Raw genomic sequence first — 22,385 nt, forward strand, 5'->3', positions numbered from 1 at the left:
GCCGCAGCACCTTCGCGGCCATCACGAACGCGCAAGCCCCGCTTGAAAGCCCGCGCCCGCTTCGTAGGTTGGGAGGCAGGGAACAGACGAGCAGCGGTGCGGGATCCGCACGAGGGGAGAAGGAACAGTGTTCATGAGGTCACTTGCCGCGGTCATCGCGCTGGCTGCGTTCGGCGCAGGATTCGCCGCAGCGCAGGAGGTCGAGGAAAAGGTCACGACCTTTGCGCTCGACAACGGCATGGAGGTGGTGGTGGTCGAGGATCATCGCGCCCCGGTCGTGGTCCATATGGTCTGGTACAAGGCCGGATCGGCGGACGAGACGGCGGGCAGTTCCGGGGTCGCGCATTTTCTGGAACATCTGCTGTTCAAGGGCACCGATACGCTGGAGCCGGGCGAGTTTTCCCGCGTCGTGGCGGAGAATGGCGGCACCGACAACGCCTTTACCAGTCTTGACCAGACCGCCTATCACCAGCGCGTCGCCGCCGACCGGCTGGGCCTGATGATGCAGATGGAGGCGGACCGCATGGTCAACCTGCAGCTGACCGAGGCCGACATCCTGACCGAGCGCGACGTCATCATCGAAGAGCGCAACATGCGGGTGGAAAACGATCCCGGCGCGCTGATGCGCGAACAGATGACCGCAGCGCTTTATCTCAACCACCGCTATGGCGTGCCGGTGATCGGCTGGCCCGAAGAGATGTCGACGCTGGGGCTGGATGACGCGCTGGCCTATTACGAGCGCTTCTATGCGCCCAATAACGCGATCCTGATCGTGGCGGGCGACGTGACCGCCGACGAGGTGCGCAATCTGGCCGAGCAGCATTACGGCCCGCTGCCCGCCAATCCCGACCTTCCCGCCGAACGGATGCGCCCGCAGGAGCCGCCGCAGCTTGCCGAACGGCGGCTGGTGATGACCGATCCGCGCGTCGCCCAGCCTTATGTGATGCGCCGCTATCTGGCCCCCGAGCGCGAGCCGGGCGCGCAGGAGCAGGCGGCGGCGCTGACCCTGCTGGCCGAGGTGCTGGGCGGCGGGCAGACTTCGGTGCTGAACCGGGCGCTGCAGTTCGACCAGCAGAAGGCGATCTATGTCTCTGCCTTTTACGACGGCACCGCCTATGACGATGGCAGCTTCGGCTTTGCCGTGGTGCCCGCGCCGGGGGTGACGCTGGCCGAGGCCGAAGCGGCGCTGGATGCGGAACTGGCGGAGTTCATGACCGAAGGCGTGGATCCGGCCCAGCTTGACCGGATCAAGTTCCAGCTGCGCGCGCAGCGCATCTATGCGCAGGACGACGTGTCCGACATCGCGCAGCGCTATGGCAACGCGCTGACCTCCGGCCTGACCGTGGCCGACGTGCAGGCATGGCCCGACGCGCTGCAGGCGGTGACCGGCGAGGACATCACCGCCGCCGCCCGCGCCGTGCTGGACCGCCGCCGCTCCGTCACCGGCTGGCTCACCGCAGAGGCGCCCACCAAGGAGGTGTCGCAATGATCCCCGTTCTGAAACCGCTGCTGGCGCTGGCCTTCACCCTGTCCTTTACGCTGCCCGCCCGGGCCGAGATCGAGATCCAGCAGGTGGAAACCCCCGCAGGCTTCAAGGCCTGGCTGGTGGAGGAGCCGTCGATCCCCTTCACCGCGCTGGAGCTGCGCTTTCGCGGCGGTGCGGCGCTGGATCTGCCGGGCAAGCGCGGGGCCACCAACCTTATGGTGGCGCTGCTGGAGGAAGGGGCGGGCGATCTCGATTCCCGGGGCTTCGCCGAGGCCACCGAATCGCTGGCCGCGCAGTTCCGCTATGACGCGGGGCAGGATGCCATCGGTGTTTCCGCCCGCTTCCTGACCGAAAACCGCGAGGCGGCGGTGGATCTGCTGCGGCAGAGCCTGATCGCGCCGCGCTTCGATCAGGACGCGCTGGACCGGGTCCGCGCGCAGGTGCTGTCCGGCATCCGCAGCGATGCCAAGGATCCCGATGCCATCGCCGATGCCACCTTCGATGCGCTGGTCTTTGGCGACCATCCCTATGGCTCGGATCTGAGCGGCACCGAGGACAGCGTCACGGCGCTGACCCGCGAGGACATCATGGCGGCGCATCAGGCCGGGATGACCCGCGACCGCGTGGTGATTGCCGCCGCAGGCGACATCACCGCCGAGGAACTGTCGACCCTGATCGACGGGCTGCTGGGCGATCTGCCCGACAGCACGCAGGATCTGCCGGAGGATGTGGCGGTAGAGACCACCGCAGGTGTCACCGTGGTGCCGTTCGAGACGCCGCAATCGGTGGCGGTGTTCGGCCAGCGCGGGCTGGCGCGGGACGATCCCGATTTCTTCGCGGCCTATGTGATGAACACGATCCTTGGCGCGGGCGGCTTCGAGGCGCGGCTGATGCAGGAGGTGCGCGAAAAGCGCGGCCTGACCTATGGCGTCTATTCCTACCTGCTGCCCATGGATCATGCCGCACTTTACATGGGCCGCGTCGCCTCGGCCAATGACCGCATCGCCGAAGCCATCGCCGTCATCCGCGACGAATGGGCGAAGCTGGCAGAGGCGGGCGTGACGCAGGCGGAACTGGATCAGGCCAAGACCTATCTGACCGGCGCCTATCCGCTGCGCTTTGACGGCAACGGCCCCATCGCGCAGATCCTTGCGGGCATGCAGATGGACGGGCTGACCCCGGACTATGTCACCGACCGCAACGCCATGGTCGAGGCGGTGACGCTGGAGGATGTGAAGCGGGTGGCGGCGGATCTGCTGGACCCCGAAGCGCTGCGCGTCGTGGTGGTCGGCCAGCCCGAGGGCTTCGAGGACGCGGACACCGCCACGCCCTGACCGCGCCATCCCCCCACAGCCAAAGGGGCGGGCCGCTTTTTGCGCCCGCCCCTTCTTCTTGGCCCAAATATCCCGGGGGAGTCCCCGCAGGGGACGGGGGCAGCGCCCCCTTCTTCACCTATGCCCGCCTGTGGCGGACGGGGGGCAGAGCCCCCTTTTTTGCCATCGTCCGCCTGTGGCGGCCCGGGGGCAGAGCCCCCCTTCTCTTTGTGTCCGCCTGTGGCGGACGGGGGAGGGGCAGAGCCCCCGGCGCCTGCTCTCAGTTCATCAGCCCGGCATGGCGCAGCGCCGCGTCGAGCTTGTCGCGGGTGGGGGCGGTGACCGGCAGCAGCGGCAGGCGGATTTCCTCGGAACACAGGCCCAGCTTCGACATGGCGTATTTCGCGCCGCAGAGGCCCGGCTCGGTAAAGATCGCCTGATGCAGCGGCATCAGCCGGTCCTGAATCTCCAGCGCCCGCGCGTAATTCCCCGCCAGCGTCGCCTCCTGCAGCTCGGCGCAGAGCTTCGGCGCCACATTGGCGCTGACCGAGATGCAGCCGCAGCCGCCCTGCGCGTTGAAACCATGGGCGGTGGCATCCTCGCCCGACAGCTGCACGAAGTCCGGCCCGCAGGTGATGCGCTGCTGCGACACCCGCTCCAGATCGCCGGTGGCATCCTTCACGCCCACGATGCGCGGCAGCCGCGCCAGTTCGCCCATGGTGGCGGGGCTCATGTCCACCACCGACCGGCCGGGAATGTTGTAGATGATGATCGGCAGATCGCAGCAGTCATGCAGCGCGGTGAAATGCGCGATCAGCCCCGCCTGCGTCGGCTTGTTGTAATAGGGCGTCACCACCAGCGCGCCCTGCGCCCCCGCCTTTTCGGCAAAGCGCATCAGGCGGATCGCCTCGCGCGTGCTGTTGGATCCCGCCCCCGCGATCACCGGCACCCGGCCCGCCGCCGCCTGCACCACGCAGTCGATGACCGCCTCGTGCTCGTCATGGCTCAGCGTGGGGCTTTCGCCCGTGGTGCCCACCGGCACCAGCCCGTGGCTGCCCTGACCGATGTGCCAGTCGACAAGTTTTTTCAGCGTGTCGAAGTCCACTGCGCCGTCCTTGAACGGCGTGACCAATGCAGGCATGGAACCTTTGAACATGACACGCGTCTCCTTCGTGAGTGAAAGTCGTCTAGCGGGCCTGAAGGGAATGTGAGTTGGAACCCCCCGGGCCGCGCGGTATCCTCCGCGCCGTGTCTATTCCTTTTTGGCAGGGAAATTGCAAGATCATGTCGCGCCTCCGCGCCGCTCTCCTCCTTCTGGTCGCTCTCTTCGCCACAGCCGCCCCCGCCCAGCAGGAGCGCCCGCTGGCGCAGGCCATGGCCGACATGCGGGGCGGCAACTGGGCGGCGGCCCTGATCGGCGCGCGCGGCGACGGGCAGGCGGCGCTGGACGTGATCCTGTGGCATTACCTGCGGGCCAGCCGCGGCGACGCACGGCAGGTCATGGATTTTGTCACCCGCAATCCCGACTGGCCGGGCATGCCCTATCTGCGCGAGAAAAGCGAAATCGCCATCTCGGAATCCGACAATGACACGGTGCGCGCCTTTTTCGACGGCTACAGCCCGCAGACCGGGGCGGGGGCGCTGGCGCTGGCCCGCAGCCATCTGGCGCTTGGCGAACGCGGCACCGCCGAGGCGGATATCGTGCTGGCATGGCGCACGCTGCGGCTGGCGCCCGAGGAACACGACACCTTCCTGCGCGACTGGCGCGACCTGCTGGCGCCGCATCACATCGCCCGGCTCGACATGGCGCTGTGGCAGGGCTGGACCGCCAATGCCCGCGCCATGCTGCCGCTGGTGCCCGAAGACTGGCGCGCGCTGGCCGAGGCGCGGCTGGCGCTGCGCGACATGGCGCCGGGGGTGGACGGTCTGATCGCCAAGGTGCCCGAGGCGCTGGCAGAGGATCCGGGGCTGGCCTATGAGCGCTACCTGTGGCGGCTGCGCAAGAACCGCGACGAAGACGCGGTGGCGCTGCTGCTCGAGCGCTCCACCAGTGCCACGGCTCTGGGCGAGCCCTGGGCCTGGGCGGGGCGGCGCGACGATCTTGCCCATGCGCTGCTGCTGCGCGGCGATTTCCGCGATGCCTATGCGGTGGCGGCCCGGCACGGCCTGACCGATGGCGCGCAGTTCGCGGAACTGGAATGGCTGGCGGGCTTCATCGCGCTGCGCTTTCTGGGCGAGCCAGACGTGGCGCTGGCGCATTTCCGCGCCCATGGCGGCGCCGTCTCCTCGCCGATTTCGCTGGGCCGGGCGGGCTACTGGACCGGTCGCGCGCTGGACGACAAGGGCGAGACAGAGGCGGCGCGGCAGGCCTATGCCGAGGGCGCGCGCTACCAGACCTCGTTCTACGGGCTCCTGGCGGCGGAACGCGCCGAGGTGCCACCCGATCCCAAGCTGGCGGGGACCGAACCCTTCCCCGACTGGCGCACGGCTCCCTTCACCTCCTCCAGCGTCTACAAGGCCGCAGTCCTGCTTCTGGCCGCCGGTGAGAGGTCGCTGGGCGAGCGGTTCCTGACCCATCTGGCCGAGGGGCTCGACCGCGAGCAGATGGGCCAGCTTGGCGACATGCTGGCCGAGATGGGCCGCCCGCATGTGCAGGTCATGCTGGGCAAGCGCGCGGCGCAATATGGCGTGGAACTGCCGGGGCCCTATTACGCGCTGCATCCCGATCTGGTGCAGGCAAGCTTTCCGGTGCCGCGCGAACTGGTCCTGTCCATCGCGCGCCGCGAATCGGAATTCGACCCGCGCGTGATTTCGGGCGCGGGCGCGCGCGGGCTGATGCAGCTGATGCCGGGCACCGCCCGCGAGGTGGCGGGCTGGCTCGACCTGCCTTACAGCCTCGACGGGCTGCTGGACGATCCCGCCTATAACGCCCGGCTGGGTTCGGCTTATCTGGCGAGCCTCGCGCGCCGCTTCGACGGCAACGCGGTGATGATGGCCGCAGGTTACAACGCCGGGCCCTCGCGCCCGATCACGTGGATGGAGCAGTATGGCGACCCGCGCGAGGGCAAGATCGACGTGGTGGACTGGATCGAGATGATCCCCTTCAACGAAACCCGCAACTACGTGATGCGCGTCACCGAAAGCCTGCCGATCTACCGCGCGCGGCTGGGGCAGGATCCGCATCCGGTCCCCTTCAGCGAAGAACTGGTGGGCGCCACGCTGCAGCCGCTGGGGGAATGACGGCGCCCTTGGGCGGCAGCAGTGCCTGTGGCGATGTCCGGCCTGCCTCCGGCGGGGATATTTGAGGTCAGAAGAAACGCGGATCGCGCCCTGCTTCTTCTGACCGGAAATATCCCGGGGGGCCGCCCGGAACGGGCGGCGGGGGCAGCGCCCCCTCTAGCTCCGGGCTTGGCGCCGGGCGCGGATCAGGGTGAACACGCCCGCGCAGACGATGATCGCGGTCCCCAGCGCCACGTTGGGCCGCAGCACCTCGTCAAAGGCCACGATGCCGAGGATCGAGGCGAAAACCAGCTGCAGATAGGCAAAGGGCTGCACCGCCGAGGCTTCGGCCACTTCGTAACATTTGATCAGCGTAAAATGCCCCGAAGCCCCCAGCAGGCAGAGCAGCCCCATCAGCCCCCAGTCGCCAAGGCTCATCGGCGTCCAGAACCACATCCCGATGCCGGTGGCGACCACCACGCCGCTGACTCCGGTCCAGAAGAACGAGGTGGCGGCGCTGTCGGTGCTGGCGACCTTGCGGGTCAGCAGCCCGTAAAGCGCGAACATCAGCGCCGCGAGCAGCGGGATGGCGGCCAGCGGCGAGAACACCCCGCCCGAGGGCTGCAGGATCACGAGGATGCCCAGAAACCCCACGCCGATCGCGGTCCAGCGCCGCCAGCCGACCTTTTCGCCCAGCACCGGGCCGGAGAATGCCGCGATCAGCAGCGGGTAGCAGGCAAAGACCGCATGGCTTTCCACCAGCCCCAGATGCACGAAGCCGGTGACCATCACGCAGATTTCCAGCACCAGCAGCGTGCCGCGGAAGATCTGCATCACGGGGCGGCTGGTGCGGGCCGCCGCCCGCAGCCCGCCGGGCTGGCGCGCGGCAAGCGAGATCACGAAGGCGGCCAGAAACCAGTAGCGCACCATGGTGACCATATACACATTGGTGGCTTCGGACAGGTGGCGCGACAGACCGTCCTGCGCCGAAAAGATCAGCGTGGTCAGCACCATCAGCCAGATGCCGAGAGAGGTGTTCTGCGTGGTCATGGCAGGCGCGCCGTGGTCATGTGGCGCTTGCGGCCATGACCGGGGCGGCGGGTGACCTCGAACCCGGCCTCGGCCAGCGCGCGGCGCACATGGCCTGCGGCGGTGTAGCTGGCGGCGCTGCCGCCGGGGGCGGTATGGGCCGCCACCTGCGCCATCAGGTCGGCCCCCCAGAGTTCGGGGTTCTTGGCCGGGGAAAACCCGTCCAGAAACCACGCATCGGCGCGGTGCGGCCAGACCGGCAGGGTCTGCCGCGCATCACCTTCGACCAGCGTGAAGGCCAGATCCGGCAGGTCGATCCGGCGGGCCTCTGCCTGCCAGAACGGCGCCAGTTCCGCCGCGAGCGGGGCCAGTTCCGGAAAGGCCGCCTGTGCGCGCAGCATGTCGGGTGCTGCAAGCGGGAAAGCCTCGAAACTGGTGAAGACCAGCCGCCCGTCCTGACCCGTGGCGCGCCACAGTGCCAGCGTCGCCAGCAGGTTCAGCCCGGTGCCGAAGCCCAGTTCGGCCACATGGAACCCGTCCCGGAACCGCGCGGGCAGGTCGTTTCCGGCATGGAAGGTGTGCCGCGTCTCGGCGAGCCCGTTCTCCAGCGAGTAATAGGGATCGTCGAACCGGGGCGAGACGGGGACATCTCCGTCCCGCCAGAGCGGGGCGTCGGGCTGGTTCATCTTGCGCGCCTGTTCTAGAACTGCCGCGACATTGGAGCGGAGGCACGGGAATGGCAAGCGGGGACGTGACAGTGCGCGGCGCGGGCATCTTTGGCCTCAGCCTTGCATGGGTCTGCGCGCGGCGCGGCGCGCGGGTGCGGGTGGTCGACCCCTTTGGCCCGGGCGCGGGATCGAGCGGCGGCACGGTGGGGGCGCTGGCGCCGCATGTGCCGGAAAACTGGAACCCCAAGAAGGCCTTCCAGCTGGAGAGCCTGCTGATGGCACAGGCGTTCTGGGCCGAGGTCGAGGCGGCGGGGGGCCTGTCCGCAGGTTATGCCCGCACCGGTCGCCTGCAGCCGGTGGCGGGAGAGGCGGCGCTGGCGCTGGCCCGCGCCCGGGGGCAGGGCGCGCGGGCGCTCTGGGGCGATGCGGCGGTCTGGGAGGTGATCCCGGCAGAGGAGGCGGGCGCGTTTGCCCCCGCAGCCCCCGAGGGCTGGCTGATCCGCGACACGCTGAGCGCGCGGGTCGCCCCCCGCCGCGTGGTGGCGGCGCTGGTGGCGGCGCTGCGGGCGCGCGGGGCCGAGATCGTGACCGAGGCGGAGGATCGCGGCGCGGTGATCTGGGCCAGCGGCTGGCAGGGGCTGCGCGCGCTGTCGCAGGATCTGGGGCAGCCTGTGGGCGACGGGGTGAAGGGCCAGTCGCTGCTGCTGCGCTTTGACGCGCGGAACGCGCCGCAGCTGTTTGTCGACGGGCTGCATCTCGTGCCCCATGGCGATGGCACGCTGGCGGTGGGATCGACCTCGGAGCGCGAGTTTGACGATCCGGGCGCGGTGGACGGGCAATGCGACGCGCTGCTGGCGCGGGCGGTGGCGGCGCTGCCGCAGCTGGAGGGCGCGGAGGTGCTGGACCGCTGGGCGGGGGTGCGGCCAAGGGCGCGGAGCCGGGCGCCGCTGCTGGGGCCATGGCCGGGGCGGCCCGGGCAGTATGTCGCCAATGGCGGGTTCAAGATCGGCTTCGGCATGGCGCCGAAAGTGGCGGAGGTCATGGCCGATCTGGTGCTGGAGGGGCGCGATGCCATCCCCGACGGGTTCCGGCTGCAGGATGCGCTGCGGCCCGCCGCAGGCGGGGCAGGGGGCGCTGCCCCCGTCCGCTGACGCGGACTCCCCCGGGATATTTGGGGCCGCTGGAAGCGGGGGCGTCAGTCGAACTTGCGCGAGGGGGCGAGCACCTTGGCCTCGCCCGCGAGCACGGGTCTGCCTTCGACCGAGCAGCGGCAGTCGAGGGTGACGCGGCGCTTGGCAATGTCGATCCCGGTGACGGTGACTTCGGCCAGCACGGTGTCGCCGGGGCGGACGGGGGCGAGGAATTTCAGCGTCTGGCCCAGATAGACCGTGCCATGGCCGGGCAGCTGTTCGCCGATCACCGCCGAGACCAGCCCGGCGGTCAGCATGCCATGGGCGATGCGGCCCTCGAAGATGGTGTCCTGCGCATAGGCGTCGTCCAGATGCACCGGATTGCGGTCGGTGGAGACTTCGGCAAACAGCGCGATGTCGTGGTCGGTCACCTGTTTGCGCAGGTGGCGCGACATGCCCATCTCGATATCCTCGATGCAGATCGTGCCACGCGGCAGGTTGTCCAGCATCTTGTCCTCCATGATCTGCGGCCCGGTAATAAAGCGCCATCCAGAATGATGGTTTCGCAATTTTATTACTTCGCGACCGCAGAAAGTCAAGGGGATGTCAGCGCAGGAAGCCCATGGCGAAGCTGGGATGCAGGTTTTCCTGATCGAGATAGCGCGCGAGCGCCTCGGGATCGGGGGAGCGGGTGGTGAGGGTTTCCCGCGCCGCCAGCCCGCCGGTGATGAAGAGCGAATCGATGTCTTCGCCGATGGCGCCCAGCACGTCGGTGCGGATGCCGTCGCCGATGGCGAGGATGGCGCTGTCGGGCAGTTCGCGGTCGATTTCGGTCAGGCGGCGGCGGGCGAGGTCATAGACCGGCGGGTGCGGCTTGCCGAAATAGAGGCTTTCGCCGCCCATTTCGGTATAAAGCGCGGCCAGCGCGCCCGCGCACCATTCGCGGGTCTCGCCCCGGTCCACCACGATGTCGGGATTGGCGCAGAGCAGTTTCAGGCCGCGGGTCTTGGCCAGCAGAAATTCGGGGCGCATCACGGCGGGGTCGGCTGCGGGATCGAAGGGGCCGCAGCAGATGATGCCTTCGGCCTCGTCCAGCGGCACGCGGGTGATCTCCACGGGGTTTTCCACCAGCTTCAGCGGCTCGAAGAAGCTGGTGTCGAACTCGGTGCCCATGAACCAGACCTTCTGGCCCACCGCGCCCTGAAACATCGCGGCGCGGGCGCTGTCGCCGGAGGTGGCGATGTTGTCCCAGCAGTCTTCGGGGATGCCGAAGCCTTCGATCTGCTTCATCACCTCGTGGCGCGAGCGCGGGGCATTGGTCAGCAGGATGACCGCGCCGCCCTGCGCGCGGAAGCCGCGCAGCGCCTCCACCGCGTCGGGAAAGGCGGTGACGCCATTGTGCAGGCAGCCCCAGAGGTCGACGAACAGCGCCTCGTAATCCTGCGAAATGTCGGAGAGTTGTTCGATGATCCGGGTCATGCTGGCCTCGCTGCTGAGCGTTGCGGCCTTGATAGGCGGCGCGCTGCCGCTTGGCCAGCGCGAAACCGGCCTAGCGGTCGGGGGGCTGCCAGTCCGGCGCGGAGGCGCGGCGCTGCAGCCGCAGCGCGAGGCCAAGCGCCACGCCCAGCCCGATGGCCACGGTCAGATCGGCCAGCACGGTCAGCACGCAGGTCAGCGCGAGCAGCAGCCGGTCTGCCATGGGGCCGGTGGTGGCATGGGCGCGCCAGTGCTGCGGCTCGCTCATGTTCCATGCGGTGAGGATCAGCAGACCGGCGAGCGCGGGCATGGCCAGCGCCGAGGCCAGCGGTGCCGCCACCGCCATGGCGCCAAGGATCGCCACCGCATGCACCATGCCTGCCACCGGCGAGCGCGCGCCGGCGCGGATGTTGGTGGCGGTGCGGGCGATGGCGCCGGTGGCGGGCAGGCCCCCCATCAGCGCCGAGGCGAGATTGGCCCAGCCCTGCGCCAGCAGTTCGGCGCCGGAGCGGTGGCGGTCGCCCGTCATCCGGTCGGCGACCATGGCCGAGAGCAGCGATTCCACCCCTGCGAGAAAGGCGATGATCAGCGCCGAGGGCAGCAGCGCGCGCAGCGTCGCGAGGTCGAGCGTGGGCAGGGCGGGCATCGGCAGGCCGCGCGGCAGGGTGCCGAAGCGGTCGCCCAGCGTTGCCACCGGCAGATCGAACAGCGCCACCGCGCCCGACACCAGCGCCACCGCCACGATCAGCCCGGGCCATGCCGGGGCAAGGCGGCGGAAGAGCGTGATCAGCGCCATGGTGGCGAGCCCCGTGGCCAGCGCCCAGGATTCGACCGCGCCGCGCGCCTGCCAGAGTGCCGCGATCTTTTCCACCGCCTCGGCGGGCAGGTCGCCGGTCAGGCCCAGCAGATCCTTGAGCTGGCTCAGCGCGATGATCGCGGCGATGCCGATGGTGAAGCCGTTGATGACCGGCTCGGGGACAAAGCGGATCAGCTTGCCCGCGCGCAGCAGCCCCGCCACCAGCAGGATCAGCCCGGCCATGAAGGTGGCGGTGACCAGCCCGGAAAAGCCGTGCCGGGCGATCACGTCGGCCACCACCACGATGAAGGCGCCGGTGGGGCCCCCCACCTGCACCCGGCTGCCCCCCAGCGCCGAGATCAGGAACCCCGCCACCACGGCGGTGATCAGCCCGGTTTCGGGCCCGGCCCCCGAAGCGATGGCGATGGCAAGGCTTAGTGGCAGGGCCACCATGGCCACGGTGATCCCCGCCCAGAGATCGGCGCGCAGGTCGGCGGCACTGTAGCCGCGCAGCGAAGAGGCAAGGGCAGGTGTCATGACCTTATCGCTACGCCCGCGATCCTGAGTCGCGCAAGGCGCGTGTCGCGGCTGCGACAGCCTAGCGCGGCAGTTCGGGCAGAACCGCGTCGGCGGCGAAGGGATCGTCGGCCAGCAGCCGGTCCGCCGCCGTGCTGAGGCTCAGATGCAGGCCCTCGGGGGCGTAATCCAGCGACAGCGCGCCGCCGAACGCCTCGGGCAGGGTGTAGCGGATGATGCGGCTGCCAAAGCCCTGCGTCGCGGGGATCTGCACCGGCGGGCCGCCGCGTTCGGTCCAGTCCATGCGGAAGCGGGTGCCGGTGACCTGCCAGCCCAGCGTGACCTGCCCGGTCAGGCTGCCAAGCGCGCCGTATTTGATCGAATTGGTCGCCAGTTCATGCAGCGCGAGGCTAAGCGCTGTGACCTGTTCGCGCCCGATGGCGATGTCGGGGCCGGTGACGGTGATGCGGGCGCCGCCATCCTCGAACGGCTCCAGCGCCCGTTCCGCCACAAGCCGCAGCAGGCCGCGGGTCGCCCCCGCCTCCATCAGCAGATCCTGTGCGCGGACCAGCGCCGCGATGCGCTTGTGGATTTCGGACTTGATCTCTTCGGACGGGCGGCCGCTGCGGAAGGTCAGGTTCACCAGCGCCGAGACCAGCGCATAGGCATTGCGCGAGCGGTGGACCAGTTCGCGGTTGCGCAGCTGCGCCAGCGAGTTCGCTTTGACCTTGGCCGTGGTTTCCATCACCGTGTCGAGCATGCCGCGCACCAGCCCCGTCTCGTCGCGCACCGGGCTGTAGCAGAAGGTGAAATAGGCGGATTCCATCGTGCCCGACCGGGTGGTGTGAATCTCGAAATCCTCGATGAAGGTCGCCTCTCCGGCCAGCGCGCGGGCGGTGATGGGGGCCAGGCTTTCGGCGGCTTCCTTCCACACCTCCAGAAAGGGGATGCCAAGGCAGGGATGCTTGCGGCCAAGGATCGGCACGAAAGCATCGTTGTAGATCATGGTCAGATCGTCGCCCCAGCACAGGCATTTGGGAAAGGCCGATTGCAGCATGGTGCCCGCGCTGATCTTCAGCACGCTGGGCCAGCCGGAAATGGCACCAAGCGGCGTGGAGGCCCAGTCATGCGCGGTGATCGCGCGTCCCATGGCCCCGCCGCCCCGAAGAAAGGGATAGTCCAGACGAGCCTGACCCGGCACCAGATGCTCCTCCAACGGGCCGGAGAGATGGGCAAATCCCCGGCGGTGGCTACGGACCGTCGCGCCCGAGCCCAAACTCTAGCACGGCGCAAGCAGAAACCATCCCCGTTGAGGGGGGCGCCCCAAAAAAACTGCGGGTGCAGCGACGGTGCCGCAGGGCAGCAAAAAGGGGGCGCAGGGCGCCCCCTTTGCATCCGGTCTGTGCCGGGATCAGACCTTGAGGCTGGGGATGATCTGTTTCTTGCGGCTCATGACGCCGGGCAGCACCACGGTGTCGCCGGTCACGGTCACGCCAAAGCTCTTTTCCGCCATGGTCTTCACCAGATCGTTGGGGATCAGCAGCGTGGCTTCTTCCTTCAGGATGTCGATGACGAACAGCAGCACCTGATCGGCGCCGTCTTCCTTGGCCACCTCGACCATGGAGGCCATCAGGCTGTCCTTGCGGTCAAGGATCGTCGCGGGAGAGGTGGTTTCCAGCACGGAGACGCGCAGTTCGGTGCCGTCCACGGTGAATTCCTTGGAATCCATCCGCAGCAGGTCGGCATCCGCGAAGCTGGAGACATCGGATTTTGCCGCGAACATCTGCGCGGCAAATTCGGGGATCGACACGTCCAGATCGGCGGCCAGCTTTTCGGCCACGGCGCGGTCATGCGGGGTGGTGGTGGGCGAGCGGAATTCCAGCGTGTCGGACAGGATGCAGGTCAGCGCCGCGCCCTTGATCGCCTTCGGCATCTTGTCGGCATCGGCGCCCATCAGATCCAGCATGACGGTGGCGGTGCAGGCCAGCGGGCGCATGGTGATGTCGATCGGGCCCTTGGTTTCGAGGCCGCCCACCAGCTTGTGGTGGTCGATGATGGCGCGGATGTCGGCGGAGTTGATCGAGGGCGGCAGTTCCGCCGGGTTGTTGGTGTCCACAATGACCACCGGCGCGCCTTCGGCCACATCCGATATGATCTCCGGCTTCTCCAGACCCCAGTGACGCAGCATGAACGCGGCTTCGGTATTGGGTTCGCCCAGCAGGGCGGGCTTCGCCGCCTCGCCCTTCACCTCGGTCAGATACCACGCCCAGAGGATGGCGCTGCCGGTGCTGTCGGTGTCGGGGGATTTGTGGCCGAAAACCAGGGTGGTCATGGAAATGCTCCTTGGGTGATGATCGGATTTCGCGGGCGTTATAGGAGTGGCCCGCTGGCTTGTCACGCGGCGAAGTGGCGGCTGGGGCGGGGTGGGCGGGGCGCGCATGGAACCCCGGCCAGCATCGGCGCGTTTGTGCCGAAAGGAGGTTCTTTATGTCGACCCAATCCGAAGATCCCGCCATCGATGCTGCCATGGACGTGCCGCCCGACCCGCGCGAACCCATGACCGAGGTGCAGACCGTGCGCCTGCGCGAGCTGTCCGAGCAGACGGGCGAGCCCTTTACCGAAGAGCTGACCGAATGGCAGGCCGAACAGCGCATTGCCGAACTGGAAGGCCGGATCGTGCCGGTCTGACCCGCCTTTTATGCAGGATCCGTCCCTGCTCCGCCCGCCGGGCGGCGCGTGGATCCGTGCGCCGGCCATTTTGAGTTTACGCCTCGCGGCATTCCTGTTACCCGGATCCCGATGCCCATGCGGCAGATAGTTCAGTGTTGAACAATTTTCGGGACGAGGCCGCGCATGTCCGATACCGCTCAGGAATCCCTCCGTCAGGCCGCGCTGTTCTATCACGAGAATCCCAAGCCCGGGAAACTCGAGATCCGCGCGACAAAGCCGCTTGCCAATGGTCGCGACCTTAGTCGCGCCTATTCGCCGGGCGTGGCCGAGGCCTGTCTGGAGATCAAGGCCGACCCCGCCAATGCCGCCCGCTACACCGCGCGCGGCAATCTGGTGGCGGTGGTGTCCAACGGCACCGCCGTGCTGGGTCTGGGCAATATCGGCCCGCTGGCCTCTAAGCCGGTGATGGAGGGCAAGGCCGTCCTTTTCAAGAAATTCGCCGATATCGACTGCTTCGACATCGAACTGGCGGAAAACGACCCGGTGAAGCTGGCCGAGATCGTCTGCGCGCTGGAGCCGACCTTTGGCGCCATCAACCTTGAGGACATCAAAGCCCCCGACTGCTTCATCGTCGAAAAGATCTGCCGCGAGCGGATGAACATTCCGGTCTTTCACGACGACCAGCACGGCACCGCCATCGTGGTGGGGGCTGCGGCCACCAACGCGCTGTTCGTGGCCGAAAAGGCGTGGGAAGACATCAAGATCGTCTCCACCGGCGGCGGGGCGGCGGGCATTGCCTGCCTCAACATGCTGGTGAAGCTGGGCGTGAAGCGCGAAAACATCTGGCTCTGCGACATTCACGGGCTGGTCTATGAAGGCCGGGCCGAGGACATGAACCCGCAGAAGGCCGCCTTTGCGCAGAAGACCGATCTGCGCACGCTGGATGACGTGATCGAGGGCGCGGATCTGTTCCTTGGCCTCTCCGGTCCGGGCGTGCTGACCCCCGATCAGGTGACGCGCATGGCCGCGCGGCCCATCATCTTTGCGCTGGCCAACCCGACCCCGGAAATCATGCCGGATGTGGCGCGCGCGGTGTCGCCCGATGCCATCATCGCCACGGGGCGCAGCGACTTCCCCAATCAGGTCAACAACGTGCTGTGCTTCCCGTTCATCTTCCGCGGCGCGCTGGATGTGGGCGCGACCGAGATCAACGACGAGATGCAGATCGCCTGTGTCGAAGGCATCGCGGCGCTGGCCCGTGCCACCACCAGCGCCGAGGCGGCGGCGGCCTATCATGGCGAACAGATGACCTTTGGCGCGGATTACCTGATCCCCAAGCCGTTCGATCCCCGGCTTTCTGCCGTCGTCTCCTCTGCCGTGGCCAAGGCGGCGATGGAGACCGGCGTGGCCACCCGCCCGCTGACGGACCTGAAGGCCTACAAGGACAAGCTGAATGCCAGCGTGTTCAAGTCGGCGCTGCTGATGCGTCCGGTCTTCGAAGCGGCGGCCACCGCGTCGCGCCGCATCGTCTTTGCCGAGGGCGAGGACGAGCGCGTGCTGCGCGCGGCGCAGGCCATCTTGGAGGACACCACCGAACATCCGATCCTGATCGGTCGCCCCGAAGTGCTGGAGGCGCGCTGCGAACGGCTGGGGCTGACCATCCGCCCGGGGCGCGATTTCCACATCGTCAACCCGCAGGACGATCCGCGCTACCGCGATTACTGGGAAACCTATCACCGGCTGATGGCGCGCAGCGGCGTCACCCCCGATCTGGCCCGTGCGGTGATGCGCACCAACCTGACCGCCATTGCCGCCGTCATGGTGCATCGCGACGAGGCCGATTCGATGATCTGCGGCACCTTCGGGGAATACCGCTGGCATCTGAACTATGTAACGCAGGTGCTGGGCGATGTCCGCCACCAGCCGCATGGCGCGCTGTCCATGATGATCCTTGAAGATGGGCCGCTCTTCATCGCCGACACGCAGGTCTGGATCGAACCCACGCCGGAACAGATCGCCGAGGCCGCCATTGGTGCCGCGCGCCATGTCCGCCGCTTTGGTCTGGAGCCGAAGATCGCGCTGTGCTCGCGGTCACAGTTCGGCAATCAGGCTGACGGGTCCGGCCCGCGCATCCGCCGCGCGCTTGCCATCCTCGACAGCGCGCCGCGCGATTTTGTCTATGAGGGCGAGATGCATGTGGATGCGGCGCTGGATCCCGAACTGCGCGCCCGCCTGCTGCCCGACAACCGGATGGACGGCGCCGCCAACGTGCTGGTCTTTGCCGAGGCCGATGCCGCCTCTGGCGTGCGCAACATCCTGAAGGTCAAGGCGGGCGGGCTCGAAGTCGGGCCGATCCTGATGGGCATGGGCAACCGCGCCCATATCGTCACGCCGTCGATCACCTCGCGCGGGCTGCTGAACATGTCCGCCATCGCGGGCACGCCTGTCGCGCATTACGGCTAAGGCCGAAACCGGCGCCGGGGCTCGCCCGGCGCCGGCCCCCGCGGCTCCGATCAGCTGCGCATGGTCAGCGTCATGTATTGCGCGCGGTTGGCGAAGTTGGACAGGAACACGGCGGCGCCGTTCCGCCATTCATAATACTGGTAATAGACGTTCAGGTTGCCGGAGCCCGACAGGCTCATCATCGCGGGCGATCCCGGCTTGCCAAGCACCTCCCAGCGCCGGAACGGGATTTTGGCGCCATTGTCGGGCCGGATCTTGCCACCCTTCAGCACCGAAAGCTGCGCCTTTTCGCCCTTGTGGGTGGTCACGTTCCACTTGCCCAGCCAGTGCATGTCCTTGCCGCTGGTGGGGGAATCCCAGCCCAGTTTCTTCGCCTCCGCGGCGGACCAGGCGAGCGAGGCCATGTCCTGTGGCTTGGCCTTTTTTGTCATCGCGATAAGTTCTTTCAACCGAACCTCGGCTGCAGCAAGCTCTGCCGGGGTCGCCACCACATACAGCAGCGCGGCCGCCGCCGCGCCAAGGAATGCTCTTCTGTTCATGGTCGTTCCTAACAATATCCGGGTTGAATGACGGCGAGTCGGCCCCGCCAGGCACAGAAAACGGCACGGCGGGCAGGGCGGTCAATCCTGATGCTGCAGCCGCAGCAAAGCTGTGTCACCTCTGGCGCGGTGCTGGTCCTGGCACGGGCAGAATCACCGTCATCTGCCGGTGCGGCAGGCAGCTGCGGCGTGATTTGCAGCTTTTGACTTAGCGAATTTGCAAACGCGCGCCGCGCTGCGGCGTGGCGGCAAACTTTCCGGGGCTTTGCAAAGTTTGCAGTCCGATTCCGGGGTGTTTCTGCAAAACTTCTGCGACCTTCGGTCCTGTCGCACGGTAACAGGCTTGCCCGAAATCGGGGCAGGTGCCTAATCCTCTTTCGCAGTGGACGAGAGGAGGCGACCCATGGGCTACAAGGATGTTTACGCAGGCTGGCAATCCGATCCCGAAGGATTCTGGATGGAGGCCGCCCGCGCCATCGACTGGGACAGGGTGCCGTCGCGGGCGCTGTCGGAGCCCGGGGAGGGGCGGTACGAATGGTTCGCCGATGGCATGGTCAACACCTGCTGGAACGCCGTGGACCGCCATGTGGAGGCCGGGCGCGGCGAACAGGTGGCGATCATCTGGGACAGCCCCGTCACCCACACCAAGCGCGAGATCACCTATGTGGAACTGCGCAACCGCGTCGCCACGCTGGCGGGGGCCCTGCGCGCCAAGGGGGTGGAAAAGGGCGACCGCGTCATCATCTACATGCCGATGATCCCCGAGGCGCTGGAGGCGATGCTGGCCTGCGCGCGGCTTGGCGCCATCCATTCCGTGGTCTTTGGCGGCTTTGCCGCGCATGAGCTGGCGGTGCGCATCGACGACGCGCAGCCCAAATGCATCATCGCCGCCTCCTGCGGGCTGGAGCCGGGGCGGGTGGTGCATTACAAGCCGCTGCTGGACGGCGCCATCGACCGCGCCCGCCACAAGCCCGAGTTCTGCGTGATCTACCAGCGCGAACAGGAGGTGGCGGCCCTCGTCGAAGGCCGGGACGTGAACTGGCACGGCTTTCAGTATGGCGTGACCCCCGCCGACTGCGTGCCGGTGGAGGGCAACCACCCGGCCTATATCCTTTACACCTCCGGCACCACCGGGGCGCCCAAGGGCGTGGTGCGCCATACCGGCGGGCATCTGGTGGCGCTTCACTGGTCGATGAAGAACATCTATGATGTCGACCCGGGCGACCGGTTCTGGGCGGCGTCGGATGTGGGCTGGGTCGTGGGGCACAGCTATATCTGCTATGCGCCGCTGATCTATGGCGCCACCACCCTCGTGTTCGAGGGCAAGCCGGTGGGCACCCCCGATGCGGGCACCTTCTGGCGGGTGATTTCGGAACACCGGGTCAAATCCTTCTTCACCGCCCCCACCGCCTTTCGCGCGGTGAAACGCGAGGATCCGGCGGGGGAGTTCGTGGCGAAATACGATCTGTCCTGTCTGAAGGCGGTCTATCTGGCGGGCGAACGCGCCGATCCCGACACCATCCTCTGGGCGCAGACCATGCTGGGCAAGCCGGTGATCGACCACTGGTGGCAGACCGAAACCGGCTGGGGCATCGCCGCCAACCCCATGGGGATCGAACCGCTGCCGGTGAAGCTGGGCAGCCCCTCGGTGCCGATGCCGGGCTATGACGTGCGCATCCTCGACGAGGGCGGGCACGAGGTGGCGCCGGGCACGCTGGGCGCCATCGCCATCAGGCTGCCGCTGCCGCCGGGTACGCTGCCGACGCTGTGGAACGCCGAAGAGCGGTTCCGCAAATCCTACCTCACGCATTTCCCCGGCTTTTACGAAACCGGCGACGCGGGGATGAAGGACGAGGACGGCTATCTGTATATCATGGCGCGCACCGATGACGTCATCAACGTCGCGGGCCACCGCCTGTCCACCGGCGGCATGGAGGAGGTGCTGGCAAGCCATCCCGATGTGGCGGAATGCGCGGTGATCGGGGTCAGCGATCCGCTCAAGGGCCAGCTGCCGCTGGGGTTTGTCTGCCTCAACCGGGGCTGCGACCGCCCGCATGCAGAAATCGTGCACGACTGTGTGGCGCTGGTGCGCGACCGGATCGGCCCGGTCGCGGCGTTCAAGCTTTGCGCCGTGGTGGACCGCCTGCCCAAGACCCGGTCGGGCAAGATCCTGCGCGCCACCATGGCCAAGGTCGCGGATGGCGAGCCGTTCAAACTGCCCGCCACCATCGACGATCCCGCCATTCTGGACGAGATCCGCGCGGCACTGGAACCTCTGGGCTATGGCAGGCTGCCCGCCTGATCTCAGCTTTCGTAAAATTCCAGCGGCAGGCCGTCGGGATCGGGAAAGAAGGTGAAGCGCTTGCCGGTCAGCGGATCCGTCCGCACCGGCTCCACCGCCACGCCCGCCGCTTCCAGCCGCGCCTTTGCGGCCTCCACATCGGCCACGGCAAAGGCCAGATGCCGCAGGCCCTTGGCCTCGGGGTGGGAGGGACGGTCGGGCGGGGCGGGAAAGCTGAACAGCTCGATCTGCCCGCCGCCCGGCACCGCCAGATCCAGCTTCCAGCTCTGCCGCTCGGCGCGATGCGTCTCCGCGATCACCCGCAGCCCCAGCAGATCCACGTAAAACGCCCGGCTTCGCGCGTAATCGCCGCAGATCAGCGCCACATGATGCAGCCCTTCGATCATTCCAATTCCCTTTCAGACAAACTGTTCGCGGATCAGCCGCTCTTCCAGCCCGTGGCCGGGATCGAACAGCACCCGGTGTTCCACCGACGGTTCGGACCGGATCACCACCCGCACCACGTTGCGCACCGACTGGCTGTCAGCCTCGGCCATGACGGGGCGCTTTTCATGCTCCAGCACCTCGAATGTCACCTCGGCGCGTTTGGGCAGCAGCGCGCCGCGCCAGCGCCGGGGCCGGAACGCCGCCACCGAGGTCAGCGCCAGCACGTCCGACCCGATGGGCAGGATCGGCCCATGCGCGGAATAATTGTATGCGGTGGATCCGGCGGGCGTGGCCAGCAGCGCGCCGTCACAGACCAGTTCCGGCATTCGCAGCTTGCCATCCACATGGATCGCCAGCCGGGCCGCCTGCGGGCCGGTGCGCAGCAGCGACACCTCGTTGATGGCCAGCGCCTGATGCACGGCGCCATCCACGGTCTGCGCGCGCATCACCAGCGGATTGATCACCGCCTCCTCAGCCGCTTCCAGCCGTTCCGGCAGGCGGTGTTCGGAATAGGCGTTCATCAGGAACCCCACCGTGCCCCGGTTCATGCCATAGACCGGCACGGCCAGTTCCTCGGTGCGGTGCAGGGTCTGCAGCATGAACCCGTCGCCCCCCAGCGCCACGATCACATCCGCGCCCTGTTCGGCGTGGTCGCCATAGCGGTTGGTCAGCGAGGCAAGGGCGGCCTGCGCGATGGGCGCGCGGGAGGCGCAGAAGGCAATTCGCAGCGACATGAGGTTTCCTGACCCTTTCCGGTCGTTCCGAAACAATCACAAGTTTCCGCCTTCTGCCAGTCACGACGCAGGTTGAGGCCCCCGTGTCGCTTTGACGGCTTTGCGCTGGGTCCGGTTTCCTTTACCTAGGCGCCAAGTGACGAATCCATGACACCGGAGGCCCGCCCATGAACGCCCCGCAACGCGACAGCGGCTTTTTTACCGAAGACCTGTCTTCCAGCGACCCCGAGCTTTTCGCCTCGATCACCGGCGAGCTTGGCCGGCAGCGTGACGAGATCGAACTGATCGCGTCCGAAAACATCGTGTCCCGCGCCGTGATGCAGGCGCAGGGGTCGGTGATGACCAACAAATATGCCGAAGGTTATCCGGGCAAGCGCTACTATGGCGGCTGCGACTGGGTGGACGTGGCGGAAAACCTCGCCATCGACCGGGCCAAGCAGCTTTTCGGCTGCGGCTTCGCCAATGTGCAGCCCAATTCCGGCAGTCAGGCCAATCAGGGCGTGTTCACCGCGCTGCTGCAGCCCGGCGACACCATTCTGGGCATGAGCCTTGATGCGGGTGGCCACCTGACCCATGGCGCAAGGCCCAACCAGTCGGGCAAATGGTTCAACGCCGTGCAATATGGCGTGCGCCAGCAGGACAACCGGCTCGATTACGATCAGGTCGCGGCGCTGGCCGCCGAACACAAGCCCAAGCTGCTGATCGCGGGCGGCTCGGCCATCCCGCGCCAGATCGATTTCGCCAAGATGCGCGAAATCGCCGACAGCGTCGGCGCATGGCTGCTGGTGGACATGGCGCATTTCGCCGGTCTGGTGGCGGCGGGCGAACATCCCTCGCCCTTCCCGCATGCGCATGTGGCCACCACCACCACCCACAAGACCCTGCGCGGCCCGCGCGGCGGCATGATCCTGACCAATGACGAGGATCTGGCGAAGAAATTCAACTCCGCCATTTTCCCCGGCATTCAGGGCGGCCCGCTGATGCATGTCATCGCCGCCAAGGCCGTGGCCTTCGGCGAGGCGCTGGATCCGTCGTTCAAGACCTATGCCAAGCAGGTCATCGCCAATGCGCAGGCGCTCAGCGACCAGCTGATCAAGGGCGGGCTCGACACCGTGACCCATGGCACCGACACCCATGTGGTGCTGGTTGACCTGCGCCCCAAGGGCGTGAAGGGCAATGCCACCGAAAAGGCGCTGGGGCGCGCGCATATCACCTGCAACAAGAACGGCGTGCCGTTCGACCCCGAAAAGCCCACCGTGACCAGCGGCATCCGGCTCGGCTCCCCCGCCGGGACCACGCGCGGCTTCGCCGAGGCCGAATTCCGCCAGATCGCCGACTGGATCATCGAGGTGGTGGACGGGCTTGCCGCCAATGGCGAGGAAGGCAATGCCGAGGTGGAGGCCAAGGTGCGCGGCGAGGTGACCGAGTTCCTCAAGCGCTTCCCGATCTATCCCTCGCTCTGATCGCGGGACAGCAGCACTGACCAAGGGCCGGCCCCGCGCCGGCCCTTTTGCTTGCGCGGGGCAGGGCCGCCCCTTGCGCTTCTTCTGACCGAAAATATCCCGGGGTCGGGGGCAGAGCCCCCGCCTTTTCCCCCCTCCACGCCGCAGTCTGCCGG

The 22,385-nt window shown here is 67.7% G+C and carries 19 protein-coding genes; 8 read left to right on the forward strand and 11 right to left on the reverse strand.

Translation table 11 applies throughout. From position 1 onward, the window contains the following. The first annotated feature begins 133 nt into the window (after positions 1-133). Positions 134-1,489: a M16 family metallopeptidase gene (locus tag VK682_RS06025; protein ID WP_324781564.1), complete on the forward strand. Its 1,356-nt coding sequence runs from the start codon at positions 134-136 to the stop codon at positions 1,487-1,489. Next, the gene (locus tag VK682_RS06030) at positions 1,486-2,820 is read left to right on the forward strand and encodes a M16 family metallopeptidase (protein ID WP_324781565.1); all 1,335 of its coding nucleotides are present in this window, start codon (positions 1,486-1,488) and stop codon (positions 2,818-2,820) included. Before VK682_RS06025 ends, VK682_RS06030 begins: the two co-directional genes overlap by 4 nt. A 259-nt stretch (positions 2,821-3,079) precedes the next feature. Here VK682_RS06030 and dapA read toward each other — a convergent pair whose 3' ends face one another. Then, on the reverse strand, positions 3,080-3,955 hold the full coding sequence (gene dapA / locus VK682_RS06035; RefSeq protein ID WP_089843266.1) for a 4-hydroxy-tetrahydrodipicolinate synthase: 876 nt from the start codon (positions 3,953-3,955) through the stop codon (positions 3,080-3,082). A 128-nt stretch (positions 3,956-4,083) separates the two neighbouring features. Here dapA and VK682_RS06040 point away from each other — a divergent pair, with 128 nt between their 5' ends. Next, the gene (locus VK682_RS06040) at positions 4,084-6,039 is read left to right on the forward strand and encodes a lytic transglycosylase domain-containing protein (RefSeq protein WP_089843263.1); all 1,956 of its coding nucleotides are present in this window, start codon (positions 4,084-4,086) and stop codon (positions 6,037-6,039) included. A 156-nt stretch (positions 6,040-6,195) separates the two neighbouring features. Here the strand turns inward: VK682_RS06040 and VK682_RS06045 are convergent, their stop codons facing one another. Both VK682_RS06045 and mnmC2 read right to left on the reverse strand, forming a co-directional pair. After that, complete coding sequence (locus tag VK682_RS06045; RefSeq protein WP_324781566.1) at positions 6,196-7,068, reverse strand: DMT family transporter; 873 nt, start codon at positions 7,066-7,068, stop codon at positions 6,196-6,198. Next, a complete protein-coding gene (gene mnmC2, locus VK682_RS06050) occupies positions 7,065-7,733 on the reverse strand; it encodes a tRNA (5-methylaminomethyl-2-thiouridine)(34)-methyltransferase MnmC2 (protein ID WP_089843257.1) in 669 nt (222 codons plus the stop codon). The genes VK682_RS06045 and mnmC2 overlap by 4 nt, the downstream gene beginning before the upstream one ends. A 50-nt stretch (positions 7,734-7,783) precedes the next feature. Between mnmC2 and VK682_RS06055 the strand changes: the two genes are divergently transcribed. Then, positions 7,784-8,866, forward strand: coding sequence for an NAD(P)/FAD-dependent oxidoreductase (locus VK682_RS06055; protein WP_230795883.1), 1,083 nt, complete (start codon positions 7,784-7,786; stop codon positions 8,864-8,866). 44 nt (positions 8,867-8,910) lie between these two features. Here the strand turns inward: VK682_RS06055 and VK682_RS06060 are convergent, their stop codons facing one another. From VK682_RS06060 to VK682_RS06080, 5 genes are all read right to left on the reverse strand, one after another. Continuing rightward, positions 8,911-9,354, reverse strand: coding sequence for a MaoC family dehydratase (locus VK682_RS06060; RefSeq protein ID WP_230795881.1), 444 nt, complete (start codon positions 9,352-9,354; stop codon positions 8,911-8,913). Positions 9,355-9,451: 97 nt separating this feature from the next. Beyond that, entirely contained in the window at positions 9,452-10,324 is an 873-nt protein-coding gene (locus tag VK682_RS06065) for a TIGR01459 family HAD-type hydrolase (protein WP_324781567.1), read from the reverse strand. A gap of 70 nt (positions 10,325-10,394) precedes the next feature. Next, complete coding sequence (locus tag VK682_RS06070; protein WP_324781568.1) at positions 10,395-11,654, reverse strand: SulP family inorganic anion transporter; 1,260 nt, start codon at positions 11,652-11,654, stop codon at positions 10,395-10,397. 61 nt (positions 11,655-11,715) lie between these two features. Then, positions 11,716-12,834, reverse strand: a complete 1,119-nt coding sequence (locus tag VK682_RS06075; RefSeq protein WP_324781569.1) for an HWE histidine kinase domain-containing protein — start codon at positions 12,832-12,834, stop codon at positions 11,716-11,718. Between the two features lie 210 nt (positions 12,835-13,044). Continuing rightward, positions 13,045-13,965: a manganese-dependent inorganic pyrophosphatase gene (locus VK682_RS06080; protein WP_324781570.1), complete on the reverse strand. Its 921-nt coding sequence runs from the start codon at positions 13,963-13,965 to the stop codon at positions 13,045-13,047. A 155-nt stretch (positions 13,966-14,120) separates the two neighbouring features. Between VK682_RS06080 and VK682_RS06085 the strand changes: the two genes are divergently transcribed. Continuing rightward, complete coding sequence (locus VK682_RS06085; protein WP_089843242.1) at positions 14,121-14,321, forward strand: DUF3072 domain-containing protein; 201 nt, start codon at positions 14,121-14,123, stop codon at positions 14,319-14,321. 165 nt (positions 14,322-14,486) lie between these two features. Beyond that, positions 14,487-16,766, forward strand: a complete 2,280-nt coding sequence (locus tag VK682_RS06090) for an NADP-dependent malic enzyme (RefSeq protein WP_089843239.1) — start codon at positions 14,487-14,489, stop codon at positions 16,764-16,766. 50 nt (positions 16,767-16,816) lie between these two features. On the opposite strand, the gene VK682_RS06095 is transcribed toward VK682_RS06090, so the two are convergent. Next, positions 16,817-17,305: a hypothetical protein gene (locus tag VK682_RS06095; protein ID WP_230795875.1), complete on the reverse strand. Its 489-nt coding sequence runs from the start codon at positions 17,303-17,305 to the stop codon at positions 16,817-16,819. A 403-nt stretch (positions 17,306-17,708) separates the two neighbouring features. Between VK682_RS06095 and prpE the strand changes: the two genes are divergently transcribed. Then, a complete protein-coding gene (prpE, locus tag VK682_RS06100; protein ID WP_324781571.1) occupies positions 17,709-19,607 on the forward strand; it encodes a propionate-CoA ligase PrpE in 1,899 nt (632 codons plus the stop codon). A 2-nt stretch (positions 19,608-19,609) separates the two neighbouring features. Here prpE and gloA2 read toward each other — a convergent pair whose 3' ends face one another. Beyond that, positions 19,610-19,993: an SMU1112c/YaeR family gloxylase I-like metalloprotein gene (gene gloA2, locus VK682_RS06105; protein WP_324781572.1), complete on the reverse strand. Its 384-nt coding sequence runs from the start codon at positions 19,991-19,993 to the stop codon at positions 19,610-19,612. A gap of 12 nt (positions 19,994-20,005) precedes the next feature. Further along, the gene (locus tag VK682_RS06110; protein ID WP_089843225.1) at positions 20,006-20,767 is read right to left on the reverse strand and encodes an NAD kinase; all 762 of its coding nucleotides are present in this window, start codon (positions 20,765-20,767) and stop codon (positions 20,006-20,008) included. A 167-nt stretch (positions 20,768-20,934) separates the two neighbouring features. On the opposite strand from VK682_RS06110, the gene glyA reads away from it, so the two are divergent. Then, entirely contained in the window at positions 20,935-22,230 is a 1,296-nt protein-coding gene (gene glyA / locus VK682_RS06115) for a serine hydroxymethyltransferase (RefSeq protein WP_230795872.1), read from the forward strand. Positions 22,231-22,385: the final 155 nt, after the last annotated feature.

Source organism: Salipiger marinus (genome assembly GCF_035481585.1).
Taxonomy (GTDB): domain Bacteria; phylum Pseudomonadota; class Alphaproteobacteria; order Rhodobacterales; family Rhodobacteraceae; genus Salipiger; species Salipiger marinus.

Bases quoted from the DNA above. Each gene is read 5' to 3' on its own strand.
- VK682_RS06055 (WP_230795883.1), top strand. From the start codon at position 7,784: ATGGCAAGCGGGGACGTGACAGTGCGCGGCGCGGGCATCTTTGGCCTC.
- VK682_RS06095 (WP_230795875.1), bottom strand. From the start codon at position 17,305: ATGAACAGAAGAGCATTCCTTGGCGCGGCGGCGGCCGCGCTGCTGTAT.
- mnmC2 (WP_089843257.1), bottom strand. From the start codon at position 7,733: ATGAACCAGCCCGACGCCCCGCTCTGGCGGGACGGAGATGTCCCCGTC.
- VK682_RS06040 (WP_089843263.1), top strand. From the start codon at position 4,084: ATGTCGCGCCTCCGCGCCGCTCTCCTCCTTCTGGTCGCTCTCTTCGCC.
- gloA2 (WP_324781572.1), bottom strand. From the start codon at position 19,993: ATGATCGAAGGGCTGCATCATGTGGCGCTGATCTGCGGCGATTACGCG.
- prpE (WP_324781571.1), top strand. From the start codon at position 17,709: ATGGGCTACAAGGATGTTTACGCAGGCTGGCAATCCGATCCCGAAGGA.
- dapA (WP_089843266.1), bottom strand. From the start codon at position 3,955: ATGTTCAAAGGTTCCATGCCTGCATTGGTCACGCCGTTCAAGGACGGC.
- VK682_RS06085 (WP_089843242.1), top strand. From the start codon at position 14,121: ATGTCGACCCAATCCGAAGATCCCGCCATCGATGCTGCCATGGACGTG.
- VK682_RS06045 (WP_324781566.1), bottom strand. From the start codon at position 7,068: ATGACCACGCAGAACACCTCTCTCGGCATCTGGCTGATGGTGCTGACC.
- VK682_RS06110 (WP_089843225.1), bottom strand. From the start codon at position 20,767: ATGTCGCTGCGAATTGCCTTCTGCGCCTCCCGCGCGCCCATCGCGCAG.
- VK682_RS06060 (WP_230795881.1), bottom strand. From the start codon at position 9,354: ATGCTGGACAACCTGCCGCGTGGCACGATCTGCATCGAGGATATCGAG.
- VK682_RS06070 (WP_324781568.1), bottom strand. From the start codon at position 11,654: ATGACACCTGCCCTTGCCTCTTCGCTGCGCGGCTACAGTGCCGCCGAC.
- VK682_RS06025 (WP_324781564.1), top strand. From the start codon at position 134: ATGAGGTCACTTGCCGCGGTCATCGCGCTGGCTGCGTTCGGCGCAGGA.
- VK682_RS06080 (WP_324781570.1), bottom strand. From the start codon at position 13,965: ATGACCACCCTGGTTTTCGGCCACAAATCCCCCGACACCGACAGCACC.
- VK682_RS06090 (WP_089843239.1), top strand. From the start codon at position 14,487: ATGTCCGATACCGCTCAGGAATCCCTCCGTCAGGCCGCGCTGTTCTAT.
- VK682_RS06030 (WP_324781565.1), top strand. From the start codon at position 1,486: ATGATCCCCGTTCTGAAACCGCTGCTGGCGCTGGCCTTCACCCTGTCC.
- glyA (WP_230795872.1), top strand. From the start codon at position 20,935: ATGAACGCCCCGCAACGCGACAGCGGCTTTTTTACCGAAGACCTGTCT.
- VK682_RS06065 (WP_324781567.1), bottom strand. From the start codon at position 10,324: ATGACCCGGATCATCGAACAACTCTCCGACATTTCGCAGGATTACGAG.